The sequence below is a fragment of the Enterococcus sp. 2G9_DIV0600 genome, assembly GCF_002140615.1.
Classification (GTDB): Bacteria; Bacillota; Bacilli; order Lactobacillales; family Enterococcaceae; genus Enterococcus_D; species Enterococcus_D innesii.
Genome location: NZ_NGLL01000001.1, coordinates 1,063,996 through 1,078,311, shown reverse-complemented (window position 1 = coordinate 1,078,311; position 14,316 = coordinate 1,063,996). Strand labels below are relative to the sequence as shown.

At 47.1% G+C, this 14,316-nt stretch carries 9 protein-coding genes; 7 read left to right on the top strand and 2 right to left on the bottom strand.

The window, feature by feature from the left end; genetic code table 11:
- The first annotated feature begins 132 nt into the window (after window positions 1-132).
- On the top strand, window positions 133-1,185 hold the full coding sequence (locus A5870_RS05155; protein WP_086292025.1) for a GntR family transcriptional regulator: 1,053 nt from the start codon (window positions 133-135) through the stop codon (window positions 1,183-1,185).
- 5 nt (window positions 1,186-1,190) lie between these two features.
- Entirely contained in the window at window positions 1,191-3,341 is a 2,151-nt protein-coding gene (locus A5870_RS05150) for a GH92 family glycosyl hydrolase (RefSeq protein ID WP_086292024.1), read from the top strand.
- An 85-nt stretch (window positions 3,342-3,426) separates the two neighbouring features.
- On the opposite strand, the gene A5870_RS05145 is transcribed toward A5870_RS05150, so the two are convergent.
- On the bottom strand, window positions 3,427-4,233 hold the full coding sequence (locus A5870_RS05145) for a Cof-type HAD-IIB family hydrolase (protein WP_086292023.1): 807 nt from the start codon (window positions 4,231-4,233) through the stop codon (window positions 3,427-3,429).
- Between the two features lie 172 nt (window positions 4,234-4,405).
- Between A5870_RS05145 and A5870_RS05140 the strand changes: the two genes are divergently transcribed.
- From A5870_RS05140 to A5870_RS05120, 5 genes are all read left to right on the top strand, one after another.
- Window positions 4,406-5,401, top strand: coding sequence for an ROK family protein (locus A5870_RS05140; protein ID WP_086292022.1), 996 nt, complete (start codon window positions 4,406-4,408; stop codon window positions 5,399-5,401).
- 37 nt (window positions 5,402-5,438) lie between these two features.
- Window positions 5,439-7,280, top strand: a complete 1,842-nt coding sequence (locus A5870_RS05135; RefSeq protein ID WP_086292021.1) for an FAD/NAD(P)-binding protein — start codon at window positions 5,439-5,441, stop codon at window positions 7,278-7,280.
- 198 nt (window positions 7,281-7,478) lie between these two features.
- Entirely contained in the window at window positions 7,479-8,417 is a 939-nt protein-coding gene (locus A5870_RS05130; protein ID WP_077452765.1) for an AAA family ATPase, read from the top strand.
- Between the two features lie 2 nt (window positions 8,418-8,419).
- A complete protein-coding gene (locus tag A5870_RS05125; protein WP_086292020.1) occupies window positions 8,420-9,463 on the top strand; it encodes a DUF58 domain-containing protein in 1,044 nt (347 codons plus the stop codon).
- Window positions 9,460-11,598 carry a transglutaminase-like domain-containing protein gene (locus A5870_RS05120; RefSeq protein WP_086292019.1) on the top strand — a complete coding sequence of 713 codons (2,139 nt, stop codon included), beginning with the start codon at window positions 9,460-9,462 and terminating at the stop codon, window positions 11,596-11,598. The genes A5870_RS05125 and A5870_RS05120 overlap by 4 nt, the downstream gene beginning before the upstream one ends.
- Window positions 11,599-11,656: 58 nt before the next feature.
- On the opposite strand, the gene A5870_RS05115 is transcribed toward A5870_RS05120, so the two are convergent.
- The gene (locus tag A5870_RS05115) at window positions 11,657-14,308 is read right to left on the bottom strand and encodes a cation-translocating P-type ATPase (protein ID WP_086293391.1); all 2,652 of its coding nucleotides are present in this window, start codon (window positions 14,306-14,308) and stop codon (window positions 11,657-11,659) included.
- Between the last annotated feature and the right edge of the window lie 8 nt (window positions 14,309-14,316).

Sequence of the window (14,316 nt, the reverse complement as noted above, 5' to 3'; positions counted from 1 at the left end):
ATATCAATTTACGAACCTAGTATATCATGAATTAATTGAATGTCTAGCGTTTTTTCAAAATAATTAAAGGGTTTTCATTTTTATTGGTTTATGGTATGCTAACAAATATGATATATCAAAAGGAGTTTTCTTATGAAACAACCATTATATAAAAAAATTTACGCGGAGCTTCACGAAGCCATCGTTGAAGGGCGATTAGCGCCTGGCATTCGTGTCCCTACTGAAAAAGAACTATCTGAACAATACCAAGTCAGTCGGATCACCTCTAAAAGAGCCTTGACGGAACTGGAACAAAATCAGCTGATCTATCGCGTGCAAGGCAGCGGCAGCTTTGTCCGAGAATTGAAGAAAAAAAAAGCGACTGGACGAATTTTGTTTGTCTTGCCCTTTGCCAATGATCTCTCTTTAGGAAACTTTACCGAAGGCATTTACCCCGTGATGCAAGAACACGGCTTTGAACTTTTGATGACACCAGTGGATTATTTGGAAAAAACGACGGCAGCTGAGCTGATGCAAGAATTCGACGGCCTGATCTATTACGCCAGCAATACGTTTTCTTACTATGACTTGCTGTTCGAATGTGCTGAAAAGCACTTTCCTATCGTGACCTTAGATAAAAAGCTGCATGAGTTTAATTTTCCAGCGGTGATGCCAGATAACTTTCAAGGTGGACAGCTAGCCACAGAGCATTTACTTGCGTTGGGGCATCAACGGATCGCTTATATTTTTGGTGATACCCATCATCCGCAATCCGTCCGTCAGCGTTATCTAGGTTACATCGATGCGCTGAAAAAAGCCCAAAGAACCTTTCGCACCAAGCTCGACGACACGGCTGCCAGCATCGCAAATGCGCTTGCCTACTTGGAAGAACATCAGGTCACGGCAGCCGTCTGTGAAAATGACTTGATCGCCATTGAATTGATGCGTGCTTTGCGCCAAGCAGATTTGCACGTCCCTGCCAATATTTCCCTAGTTGGTTTCGATAATATCCAAGCCGCAGCCCTCGTTGATCCAGCACTAACGACTATCGGGCAGAATTTTGCCGAGATGGGGCGTTTGGCAGGAAACCAAGTGATTGAGAAAATCAACGATGCGAAGGCAGCAACCCCAGTACCAACGGAGACGACCACCCATCTAGTGGCGGTTTCTTTGATCAAAAGAGAATCAACCCAATTAAAGGAGTGAACCAAGTGAACGTATCAATGATCGACACACGACACGGAACAGACAACCAATATAGTTTTTCCCACGGCAACTGCCTGCCTTATACAGGGGTTCCTTTTGGCATGAACTACTTTTCCCCGCAAACCAGCGATCAACGCGGCAGTTGGTGGTTTCATCCAGAAGATCGAACCTTTCAGGGCTTTCGCATCACCCATCAGCCTAGCCCATGGATGGGAGATTTCAGCCATCTGACGATGCTGCCGATAAACGGCACGCTTTCTGAAAATACCCTTTTCCATGCGCAAAGCTCGTATCGTCCCGAAGAAAGCACCTTTAATCCAGCCTTTCTTAAAATCAAGACGCAGCGGTATTTAACAACAACGACTTTGATCCCCAGTATGTATGGCGGTGTGCTGACTATTGAAAACTGCGGGGATCAGCCAGGTCTTGGCTTGTCACTGCCGGGTGACTATGTCTTAGAACAGTTGGATGAACAAACAGTGGCTGGTCAACTGATCGTATTTTCAGGGTGCGAAGATGAACGCTTCACCTTCCATTTCGTCTATCGTTTTGAAACACCCATCACGGCGATCGAAGGTGCCTTGACAGGCAAAGAAGCCTTCGTCGTTCTCCGCTTTGATGATTGCCAAACACAGACGATCCGTTTTGCGACCTCGTTTCTCAGTCGCGAACAAGCTTGTTTGAACTTGCAACGGGAACAGCAATGGGCTCCTGCCGATTATCTGGCTTCTGTCCAACAGCAATGGAATCATTTTTTGCAAAAAATCGAGATTGAGCATCACGATCAAACACAAGTTTCTACTTTTTATCATAATTTTTATCGCTTATTCTTGTTTCCTCAAACCTTCTTCGAAATCGACCAAGAGGGCCGCAAAATGCATTGGGATACCTTGGCAAAAGCAATCAAACCAGGACCACTGTATACAAACAACGGCTTTTGGGATACGTATAAAACTGTCTACCCGCTCTTTTCACTCTTGGCTGTCGAACAATTGGAAGACATGCTGGAAGGCTTTTTGAACAGTTATCGCGAAAGCGGCTTTTTACCAAAATGGCTATCGCCAGATGAGCGTGGATTGATGCCAGGGACGCTGATCGATGCCGTGATCGCTGATGCCGCAGTAAAAGGCATTCGTCCTGATTTGATGCCCGAATTTTTAGCAGCGATGAAAAAAGGCGCCACCGTCCAAAGTGAAAATCCCAATTATGGTCGGCGCGGCACGACGGACTATTTGACTTATGGGTATGTGCCATTGACGCATCATGAATCGGTCAATCACACCCTTGATTATTGTTACAGTGATTTTTGTATTTCACAAGTCGCGCAACAGCTGGGTGACGAGCAAGCAGACTATTATCAGCAGCAATCGCAAAACTACCGCAACATTTTCGATCAGGAAACTGGCTTTATGCGGGCAAAAGATCCCGATGGTGCCTTTCGTCCAGAATTCAGTGACATACGCTGGGGCTTAGATTATGCAGAAGGCAGTGCGTGGCAAAGCAGTTTTGCTGTTTACCATGATTTCGCTGGTTTGATCGCCGAACACGGCGGCAAAGCGGCCTTTGAAGCAAAACTGATCGACTTGTGCAATCAAGAACCTCGCTATACGACAGAAGGCTACGGCTTTGAGATCCATGAAATGAGTGAGATGGCCGCACTCGATTTTGGTCAGCTGGCGATCTCCAATCAGCCAAGCTTCCACTATCCGTATCTATTCAGCTATTTGGGCAAACCAGAAATGGCACAGCCCTTGATCAAGCAGCTATTGACACAATGCTTCAATGACTCGCCCAAAGGCTTTCCTGGCGATGAAGACAACGGTAGCATGGCTGGTTGGTACATCTTCAACTCCTTGGGTTTTTATCCAGTCACACCAGGGACGGGGGAATATGTCATCGGCATGCCATTATTTGATCAAGCAACACTACATCTTGCTTCAGGCAAAGACTTAGTGATCAAGAGCACGCCCAATGCGCCGCAACAGCTCTTCGTGGTTAAAATCACATTGAACGAAGAACCCTTCGAGCGATTGTTTTTCACCCACCAAGAATTGACTGCCGGTGGTACATTGAACTTCCAGCTAGGTATCGTCCCTCGCAGCAAAGAGTGGTCAGCCGATGCCTATCCTTATAGCGTCAGTCAACCGCATGCATAACGAAAAAACCGCTCCTTAGCAACAGGCAGCACTCTACTTTCAGTCAAATGAAAGTACGTGCTATCCCTGCTAGGGAGCGGTTTTTTTATTGGTTCATTTGTAGCGGTAACAGACGTTCGATGGTTTTCAGCACGCCATTTTCATCGTTTGACTTGGTCACAAACGCTGCCGCTGCCTTGACTTCCTCAAAGGCATTGCTCATGGCGAAACTAAACGTGCCAGCTGCCATCAACTCCAAATCGTTCAAGCCATCGCCGAAGACCATAGTCTCTTCTGGTGTGACGTGCAGCAATTCTTGCAAGTGTGCCACAGTCGTTCCTTTGTGGACGCCTTGATTGGTGATATCGATCCAAGCGGCTTCCGAAGCCACGATGTAGGCGTCGTTTGTAAACTCACCTAACTGTTGGACATGCTCAAAGCAACGTAGTTTGGGATCAAAAATAGTGAGCTTCACAAAATCTTCGGTGATGGTTTGATAATCCGTCACCGTTTTGACCACCCGATAAGAGCCCCGAACTTTCTGGGCATCTGCTTCATTGGTCGTTTCCGCAATGTACGCCGCAGTCGGTGTACAGGCGATGATCACATGATCTTGCGCAATCGCAGCGAGCTTCGCAATGATCCGCCGCCCTAATTCGTTTGGCAGCAGTGATTCAAAGATGTATTCGCCTTGATGTTTGATGCGGGTCGCGCTATCCCCAAGAATCCAAACATCCGCTGCTGCTTCACCAAACAGTTCTTCCACTCGTTCACACTGTTTGCCGGTACAGGCAGCAAAAGCAACACCCGCTTCTTTCATTTGTTGGCTGACTTGTTCATAATAAGACCGATCAAAACTGCCTTGGCTGTTCAAAAATGTGCCGTCTAAATCTGTGATGACTAATTTGATCATACGTTTCTCTTCCCCTCTACCTCGTGTCCTCTTTATGGCGAATCACTTAATTAACATTGTTAATTAAGTATACTTATTTTTAAGTTTTCCGTCAAGTCAGTCTTTTAAAAACTTTACATCGTTCCATCCCGTCGGTATACTTAATTAAATCACTTCATTAAGGAGAACACCTATGGCTTCTACCACCCATTCCATTCGCCAGCAAAACAAACAGCTGGTTTTAAAAACCTTATTTCAAAACGGGGCATTATTCGCCTCCGATTTAGTAAAGAAAACCGGCATCAGCATGGTCACCACTAACTCATTATTAAAAGAATTGTTGGCAGAGGGGGAAATCACTAAAGGTCCGCTGGAGCAAAAAGAGCTAGGGCGGCCTGCCGTGACCTATCAGCTAAACCAAGACCGAGGCCATTCTCTTTTGCTTAGTTTTATCGATCACGATGGTTCCTTGGCTCTTTGGTCCATGCTGATCGACCGCAAGGGAAAGGTTTTGGCAAAACACGACCAGCCCTTTCCTGATGTTGCCCCTCATCGCTTTCAAGAATGTGTAACGAACGAGCTAGCATTATTTCCCTCTGTGGAACAGATCGCCCTCTTTTTACCAGGAAAAATCAGTGGAGGAACCGTGACTTCCAGCTGGTATGAAAAATTTAATGGCTGGCAGCTGGCAGCCCTCGTGGCAGAGGTCACTGCACTGCCCTTCTACTGTCAAAACGATGCCCATATTTTAACGATCGGCTATTGCATCGCCCAACAGATCTCCTTGCAGCAAACCATCGTCGGCATGTACAATCCCGAAAAAAGCATGCCTGGTATCACGCTCCTGGTCAATGGTGCGCTTTTAGAAGGAAAAGATGCCCTAGCGGGAGAGGCAAAATTTTTGCCCGGCTACTTGGATAAAGGGGCACCGCAAGACCGCACGGCTTTGGTTCAGCGTCTGACAAGCTTACTGCCATTTTACAATGCAGCTTTTGCCCCCCACTGTATCATTTTAGCCAGCAGTGATGCAGTAAAAACCGATCTCTTAGACGCGATCCAAAAAAATCCATTGCTGCAGCAACAACCCAATCAGCCTGCTTTCCATTATATCGATGCTATCGAGGAAGCCATGGTGCTAGGCATGCACTGGCTGATTTTCCGCAAGACACCTTTTGACTTAGCCCGTTGATGACACAATGACCATAGAATAATAGAGGCGGTGTGATATGAAAATAGCTATCATCGGTGCTGGTCCTCGTGGACTTTCACTTTCAGAACGACTGATCGCTCATAGCAAACAAAACAAACAAGCCATCGACTTGCTGCTGTTTGATCCCTTTCTTCCTGGGGCAGTTTGGCGCACGGACCAATCGGCGGATCTGCTATTGAATTCTGTAACCAGTCAAGTCACCCTTTTCACGGATGACACATTAAGCACCGGCGGTCCCGTGGTCAAAGGACCTACCTTATACGAATGGGCAGTGACAGAAGGGAAACATTTCGCAGCCACGCATGCCCCTGAGCTCGTTGCGGAATGCACAGCACTTGATTCACTTGATCCTAACGGGCATTGTTCGCGGGCGTTATATGGCCTCTATCAGCAGTGGTTTTATCAGCAGCTATTAAAAGAGCTGCCTGAATCCATTACCGTCAACCATCTGTCAGACAGTGTCAGCTCCTTGACCCCTCTTTCCAAAAATCGCTACCAGTTGACGACGGCTCACCACACATTTCTTGTTGATGCCGTCGTCTTAGCTACAGGCCATTCACAAGCCCAACTGTCAGCAGCAGAACAACGCTTGGCGGCGGCCGCAGAAAATAATGGCTGGTTTTATACACCGCCAGCCAATGCGGCAGATACGGATCTAACGGCGGTGAAAGCTGGCGAACCTGTGATTTTACGGGGACTAGGACTTGCCTTTTACGATTACGTCACCCGCTTGACCAGCGGTCGGGGCGGAACCTTCGTCAAAGTCAATGGATCCCTCGTCTATCAACCTTCTGGTGAAGAACCGCAAATCATCGCAGGTTCTCGTCGGGGTGTCCCGTATCATCCTCGTGGCCGCAATCAAAAAACACCGACGCAGCAGCGAAAGCCCGTTTTTTTGACCCCTGAACGCCTAGCTACTTGGCAAGCAGCCAAAACGGTTGCTGGCAAGACCCTGCTCTTCTATTTAAAAAAAGAGGCAAAACTCGTCTATTATGAGACGCTGCTTTTAGAAAAACAGCTGCTGGACAAAGATCAGCTTGCCGCTTTTACCGCCGCCTTTGTTGCCTCTGAAGGATCTGAAGACTTGCTGAAAAAATGGCAGCTTCCTACGACGGAGTGGTGGTCATGGCAACAACTAGCCGACCCCTTTGCTCAGAAAAAGCAACAGTCGTTGCAAGACTTTTTCATTGCACTATTACGTACCCAAATCCAAGATGCCGAAAATGGCAATCTAACAGGACCTATCAGCAGTGCCTTGGAAGTCTTCAAAGATCTGCGAGACCCGATTCGGTTTGTTCTCGATCATCAGCTAATGCCAGCACAAGACCTGAAAACACTCTTTTGGCAGTCTTTCGTTCCCTTGAACAGCTTTTTATCGATCGGACCGCCAGTTCAGCGACTGCAGGAACTGGTGGCATTGATGGAAGCAGGAGTGGTGACCTTACTAGGTCCTGACATGACTGTTGAGATCGAGGAGGCTTACTGTACGTATTCAAAGCGATTTGACGACACACACTATCACGCGACGCAATTAATTGAGGCTCGCATTCCATCGACAGCGATTCGTCGAACCAACAATTCCTTGTTGCGGCAACTACTAAACGATCGGATCATTCACCCGCACCAGTTGCCGATCCCCAATGAGGAGCCTTTTGAGACGGGGGCTATCGCCATCGATCCAGAGACCAATCAGATCCTTGGACCAGATGAACGCCCCTACACTACCCTCTATTGTTTTGGGATTCCCACAGAAGGCATCCACTGGCTGACGGCTGCCACTGCTCAGCCGGGAACTGATGCTTTTAATTTACGGCAGGCGGATCAGATCGCCGCTGAGCTTTTGCGCGCATCCCTTTAACAAATGGGTCCATCATTTCCATGAAAAGCAGACACCTGATGAACCATTCGGGGGTCTGCTTTTGTTACGTCTTCCGTCACACTGATTTTTCTTCATTATTTAGAATATTCTTGAAATTTTCTTTAATTGTTACACGAAAATTGCGACAGTTCTAGAAAACCGTTACAATAGAAGAAAAGAACGCAAGGAGGTTGTTTCATGACCGCTGAATTACAAAAAATTGATGCCTTGATCGCAGAAGTGGAAAAAGTGATTTTAGGCAAACGAGATGTGATCCAATTTACCGTAGCTGCGCTGCTTGCTGGCGGGCACGTTTTATTCGAAGATATTCCCGGTGTCGGGAAAACAATGTTGGTCAAGTCGTTAGCAAAAGCCATTCAGAGTGACTACAAGCGAGTCCAGTTTACCCCTGACCTTTTGCCTAACGATATATTAGGTGTCTCGATTTTTAATTCCCAAAGTCACCAGTTCGAGTTTCGTCCTGGTCCGATCTTCACCTCCGTCCTCTTGGCAGATGAGATCAACCGCACCACACCAAGGACGCAAGCCTCGCTCTTAGAAGCCATGTCAGAAAATCATGTCACCATCGACAATCAAACGTACCCATTGAGCCCCCACTTTTTTGTGTTAGCTACCCAAAACCCAATCGAATATGAAGGAACGTATCCCTTGCCCGAAGCCCAATTGGATCGTTTTTTGTTCCGCCTGCATATCGGTTACCCAGATTTTCAAGATGAGCTCGCCCTTTTGACTGGAAAACGACAGCAAAGCTTGGATCAGATTCAAACCATTTTACATGCTGATGAAGTGACTGCTTTAAAAGCGATGGTCGATGACGTATATGTCGATGAGCAAGTCGCCCGTTATGCATTGCAGCTGGTGCAAGCAAGTCGACAGCACAATGCCATTGACCTTGGTATCAGTCCACGTGGTGGGATCGCCTTCTTAAAAGGCGCTAAAGCTCTAGCGTTGACGGAAGGCCGCACCTTTGTCACGCCGCAAGACTTGCAGCGAATTTTACCAGCAGTCTTCGGTCATCGTTTATTACTGAAAGGCGGCGTTCATGCTAGCACGGAGACCCTTTCAGATTTGATGAAACAGATGATCCAGCGGGTGCCTGTCCCAACGAGGAAATAGCGATGAAAAAAAAGAAAATTGAACGCCTGCTGCGCATCCTGCTGTTTGGTGCTGTTTATTTTTTGCTGCTGGCTTATTGTGTGATCTTCAATAATAATGCTGGCTGGAGCCTTTGGTTTTTACTGACTCTGTTATTGTTGCTTGACGCAGTATTCTTGCTGCCCTCCCTCAAGAAGGTCCAAATCATTTTAGAAGAATCGATCCAAGCTGAAACACACACAGCGATCACCTTACCGCTGCAAGTCTTCAAGTATCGCCCGACGCTGCTGCCGCTGGTCGATTTCACCTTACAGTTTGACGATCGTTTCAAGGAAAGTCATCACAGCTCCTTTTATCGAGGCAATCTGATCCGGCTCCAGCTGCCTTGGACCCCAAAGGAGCGCGGCAGCTATGAAGAATTGTCCGTTCAACTGTCCAGCCATGATCTCTTTGGCTTTTTTGAAAAAAGCTACGCTGCAGTTGCGAACCAAACGATTTTGATCCTGCCTAAATTGACGCCTGAAGCCGTTACCCTACTGCCTTTTATTAAACAGCAAGTCCGCAGCCAAAGCCACGGGGAACCCAATTTTTCTATTCGACAGTTTCGTCAATACCAGTTAGGGGATTCCTTAAAAAATATCGATTGGAAATTATCCAGCAAACAACAGGAATTGATCTATCGCGAACGAGAACATGAAGAAGAACAAGACATCGTTCTGCTCTTTTGGGGAGAAGATCATCCTGCTTTTGAAGAGACTTTGACACTGTTTTATTCGATCCACCATTTCTCGCAAAATCAACGACTTTTTCAGCCGCTCTTGATTGGTGACGGATTGACTTCTCCTTACCAAACGGATGCCGCTGCCTATGCCCAGATCCTTCCCTTCGAGAAAGTTCCTGAAGGGGTACCGCTTTTGACTGGCAGCCATCTTGTCTTCATTACCCCGGTTTTTACCCCACAACTGGAAGACTACCTCAGTCAGTTGGAAGCAAAAAACAGCTGCCAAGTGTTTACCTACGCTGTTTTAATGAGGCAGTTGAATAAACTTGAGGAGGCGGTAGGATGAGATTTATTAAGAAAGCGCTGATTGGTCTTCTGACCTTTCTCAGTCTATCACTGGTGATCTTGCCGTTTATCGCAGTTTATGACCTTGGCAATCAGTTCACCCTTTTAACTTATGCCTTTAGTGTCTGTTTGATTTTGACCGTGGTGCCGAAAGTCCGTTACAGTTTGCCTTTGCTGGCAGCCGCTTGGCTGATCGTCTTGTATCGGATCTTTCCTTATGGGACTGCCTTTTCTTTTGATTGGCTGCTGCGTTTTTGGCTAGACCTGCACCGTGCCTTTCAAGAGATTCTCAGCGGTGAAGTCGGCTATATCACCGAACTGGCGGCGGTGACATTGATCGTTAGTTGGGTTTTGTTTTTAGCGATCTTACCGATCGCTTATCAACGCTTTTTCTTGATTTACGCTACCATGATCGGCTACCTGCTAACAGTCGTGATTTTTAATCAATTTGATTTGACGTGGCATTTGATCGGTATTTTTCTTTGTGCCTTGGCTTCTTCACTGATCCAGCGCAGCGCCTTTCAATCTAGTCAAATGATCGCCCCCTGGTTCGCCGTGATGCTATTGATTGGTGGATTAGCCGTCACTGCTGTCTACTTGCCGCAAACGAGCCTGCGGGATCAGTTGGCAGCCCGTTCCACGCCTATACGGACAAATCTGAATCAGCTGGGTTTTTATCAATTTATTGAAGAACATGGCACGCCCAGCGGCTCTCGCACAGGATTCAGTGAAAACGACCGTCAATTAGGCGGACCACTACTGGATGATGCGACGATCTTATTTGAAGCGCAACAAGAAACCCCGCATTACTGGCGGGTGGAAAGCAAAGACTTTTATTCTGGTAAAGGCTGGATCAGTACGAGCCGCGAAGAGGCTCGCTTGGAAGCAGAGGGCATCACGATCGCGGATCAAAGCTATCAGCAAGCCTATCTTGAGAACGAATCCGTTCGGGTTCAATTTCAAAACCATGGAGACTATGTCCCATTGCCCTATGGACGCAGCACGTTGTCCCTTGAAAACGGTGCTCGCGGTTTTCAAATCAGCGATGCCATCCAGCGGGTCGATCTCATTGATCCACTCCCAGACACCACCTTGACCCTCGATTGGGACCATCCAGATTTTGCCGCAGAAAATCTCCAAAATCTGCCTTTGATCTATCCAGATTCTCCGATCGATTATATCCAGTTACCCGATTCTTTGCCGCAACGGGTACGTGATCTCGCTGCTGAGATCACCACTGACAGCAACAGTCTGTTTGATCAAGTCACGGCGGTTGAAAGCTATTTGAAAGATCCACTCGTATTCCGCTATTCCAAGACCGATGCCGTCGTGCCTGCAGAAGAGCAAGATTACGTTGATCAATTTTTATTTGAATCACAAGTCGGCTACTGCGACAATTTTTCCACGGCAATGGTCGTGCTACTACGGAGTTTAGAGATCCCTGCTCGCTGGGCTAAAGGCTTTTCTCCTGGATCCCCCGTGACAGAAAACGGCATCACTACTTATACTGTCCGTAACTTGAATGCCCACTCATGGGTGGAAGTCTACTTTGACGGATACGGCTGGGTGCCTTTTGAACCGACACCTAGTTTCCAAAATCCAGATCGTCCCGTGTTGACGCAAGAATCTACTAGCTCCGAAGAAACACCGACCGCTAGCAGCGAGACAACACCAACGAGCAATACGGAAACAGAAAGTAGTGAAACCACGACCAGCAGTTCTGCAACAGCCGCGGTTACCGATGATGTTTGGTTGACTGAGGAGCTGAAACAAACGCTGCGCAATGGCTTCTTTGGAGGCTTAGCTATCTTAGGACTTGGCCTGCTTTTCTATTTCCGCCATTCGTTTTTCCGTATTCATTTATGGTTGATCTGCCGCTTTAACAAACAGCCGCTAGTTGCTGCCTATCCTTTGTTTTTACGACAAACGACGAAAGTTCTGTACCGTAACGAGGCGGAGCCGTTGATCGATTATGCCCAACGACTCGAAGCCTTCTATCCACTGTTCCATGGTGATTTTATCCGCTTGACGCAGCAATACGAAGCCTATCTTTACAGCCAAGAACAGCCGGCTGGTCAAGAAGCCTTCTTAAAGCAAGTCGCTGCCCAAATCAGTCAGCTGAAAAAACTCAACTAAGCAGTGAGGAGAAACGACAAAAAAACGTATCGATCAAAGGATCGATACGTTTTTTGCTTTAGGCGTTTCCTTGACGTTTTTGAACGGCAATAATAATCAGTTTCGTGATTTCCATCAAAACAACTGCCACAGCAGCCATTGCGATACATAGACCGACATGGCCTAAAGTGAAAGTTGCTGGAATCGCAAAGACTTCACGGATTCCCGGAATCAAGGTAATGCTGTATAGTCCACCACAAACGACGATCGCCAACCATACCATTTTATTGGCAAAAAGGCCAGCTTGCCAAGCAGTCTCAGTGTTTGAGCGTGCTGGCAATGTTTGCAATGTTCGGCTCCAGATAAGTGTTGAGAAGGCCATCGCTACACCTAATTCAGGTGATTGGCTCATCCCTAACCATTGTGCCAAAATCACGACAGCGGCAATCAAAATACCGCGATACGTTACTGAGATCAATGTTTTTCCAGTGAAGATACCAGCATTTGGATCTCTTGGCTGGCGCTGCATGATGGTTGGTTCGGCTTTTTCCATTCCAAGAGCAATCGCTGGTAATGAGTCGTTGACTAAGTTGATAAAGAGCAGCTGCAAGGCAGTAAATGGATTGTCCCAACCCATCACTAAGGCAAAGACGATCGCAATGATCGCACCTAAGTTTCCAGCAAACAAATACGAAATGGCTTTTTTGATGTTGTCAAAGACGTTTCGGCCAACTTCTACAGCACGAATAATCGAGGCAAAGTTGTCATCCGTCAAGACCATCGCCGCTGCATCTTTGGCAACGTCCGTTCCGGTTCCCATTGCGATCCCGATATCCGCTTGTTTCAAGGCAGGTGCATCATTGACCCCATCTCCGGTCATGGCAGAGATCTTGCCTTTGTCTTGCCAAGCCCGCACGATACGGATTTTGTTTTCCGGCGAAACACGAGCATAGACTGTGATTTTGTCTAATTGATCCGCTAGTTCGGTTTCAGAAAGAGCATCCAATTCCGTACCAGTCAAGGCTAAATCGCCCTCGGCTGAAATACCGATCTCTTGTGCGATCGCCACGGCTGTCGTTTTGTGGTCCCCTGTGATCATCACTGTTTTGATACCAGCAGATTTAGCATCCGCTACGGCTTGTTTGACTTCTTTACGAGGAGGATCGATCATTGCCATCAAACCAACCAAAATCAGCTCGTTTTCATCCTCTAGTGTCAATTCTCGTGATTGGGCATCGGTCAATGGACGGTAAGCAAACGCCAAGACTCGTAATGCCCGTTTTGAGAATTCTTCGTTTTGATGCTGCAACTTATTTCTGATTTCATCTGTTAAAGGCACGACTTGATCATCGATCAAGACTTTAGTACTGCGGCCAAAGACGATATCTGGACCACCTTTGGTCAACAATAAATGTTCGCCATCGATCTCATGTAAGGTGGACATCAATTTACGATCAGAATCGAAAGGCAATTCTTGCAAACGAGGAAACTGTTGACGAATCGCCCGATATGGCTGATTTAGTTTCTCACTGTAATCCAGAAACGCAATTTCAGTAGGGTCTCCTAGCTTCGCCCCATCTTCACTGATGGCAGCATCATTTGCCAAGACACTGATTTCTACCAAGCGTTTTTCAGGCAATGTCCAGGTAGTTGGCTCATCGGGGAACGTGCCCGTTTGCCCATTTGGTAGATAGTAGTCAACAACGGTCATTTTGTTTTGGGTCAAGGTCCCTGTCTTATCGGTACAAACGATACTCGTTGAACCCAATGTTTCAACCGCTGGTAGTTTTCGAATGATGGCATGACGCTTCGCCATTTGTTTTGTTCCGATGGAAAGGACGATCGTCACGATCGATTGCAAGGCTTCTGGGATCGCTGCAACGGCTACGGCTACCGCAAACATAAAGGCGTTGACTAAATCTTCCGTCATATCACCTGTACCGTCACCTAAGAACAGCCGTGCGACTTGAACCCCTAAAATAATCAATGAAAGGACCAAGATCGCCAAGCTCAGTTTCTTACTGAAGCTGTCTAGTCCTCTTTGCAATGGCGTTTTGTGTTCAACCGTACTTTCCAATAAGCCCGCCACTTGACCGATTTCCGTCACATTACCAGTTGCGGTTACGATAAACCGACCACGCCCATAAGTGACGATCGTTCCACTGAAGACCATGTTGTCACGGTCGCCGATCGGTGCGGTACGATCGATCACACCTAATTCTTTTTCCGCTGGCGTTGATTCCCCAGTCAGCATTCCTTCATCGACCTTCAAAGAACCCTCTTCGATCAATCGACCATCTGCTGGTACATAGTCTCCAGCTTCTAAAATAACGATGTCGCCGACAACCAATTCTTTCGCTAGCACACTTTGTTCTTTGCCATCCCGAATGACGTTAGCATCTGGTGCCGACAGGCTTTTCAAAGCGTCTAACGACCCTTCGGCTTTTTTCGTTTGAATCACACTGACGACGGAATTCAACAAGAGTACTGCGAAGATAACGATCGACTCAACGTGGGCACCCATAACCATTTGGATGATTGCCACGATCAGCAAGACGATCACCATCGCATCTTTGAAGGTATCTAAGAATAAGGCAAAGCTAGATTTCTTAGGTGCTTCCTTCAGCTGGTTCAGGCCATTTTCTAAGCGCTTGGCTGCCTCTTGCTGCGTCAACCCCTCTGTACTGCTCTGGACCTCTGCCATAATTTCCGAGATTTCTTTTTGATACATTTCTTTCG

What these genes read in the sequence shown, in the direction of transcription:
- A5870_RS05145 (WP_086292023.1), bottom strand. Translation starts at nt 4,233, where the DNA reads ATGATCAAATTAGTCATCACAGATTTAGACGGCACATTTTTGAACAGC.
- A5870_RS05115 (WP_086293391.1), bottom strand. Translation starts at nt 14,308, where the DNA reads ATGTATCAAAAAGAAATCTCGGAAATTATGGCAGAGGTCCAGAGCAGT.
- A5870_RS05130 (WP_077452765.1), top strand. Translation starts at nt 7,479, where the DNA reads ATGACCGCTGAATTACAAAAAATTGATGCCTTGATCGCAGAAGTGGAA.
- A5870_RS05135 (WP_086292021.1), top strand. Translation starts at nt 5,439, where the DNA reads ATGAAAATAGCTATCATCGGTGCTGGTCCTCGTGGACTTTCACTTTCA.
- A5870_RS05120 (WP_086292019.1), top strand. Translation starts at nt 9,460, where the DNA reads ATGAGATTTATTAAGAAAGCGCTGATTGGTCTTCTGACCTTTCTCAGT.
- A5870_RS05155 (WP_086292025.1), top strand. Translation starts at nt 133, where the DNA reads ATGAAACAACCATTATATAAAAAAATTTACGCGGAGCTTCACGAAGCC.
- A5870_RS05140 (WP_086292022.1), top strand. Translation starts at nt 4,406, where the DNA reads ATGGCTTCTACCACCCATTCCATTCGCCAGCAAAACAAACAGCTGGTT.
- A5870_RS05125 (WP_086292020.1), top strand. Translation starts at nt 8,420, where the DNA reads ATGAAAAAAAAGAAAATTGAACGCCTGCTGCGCATCCTGCTGTTTGGT.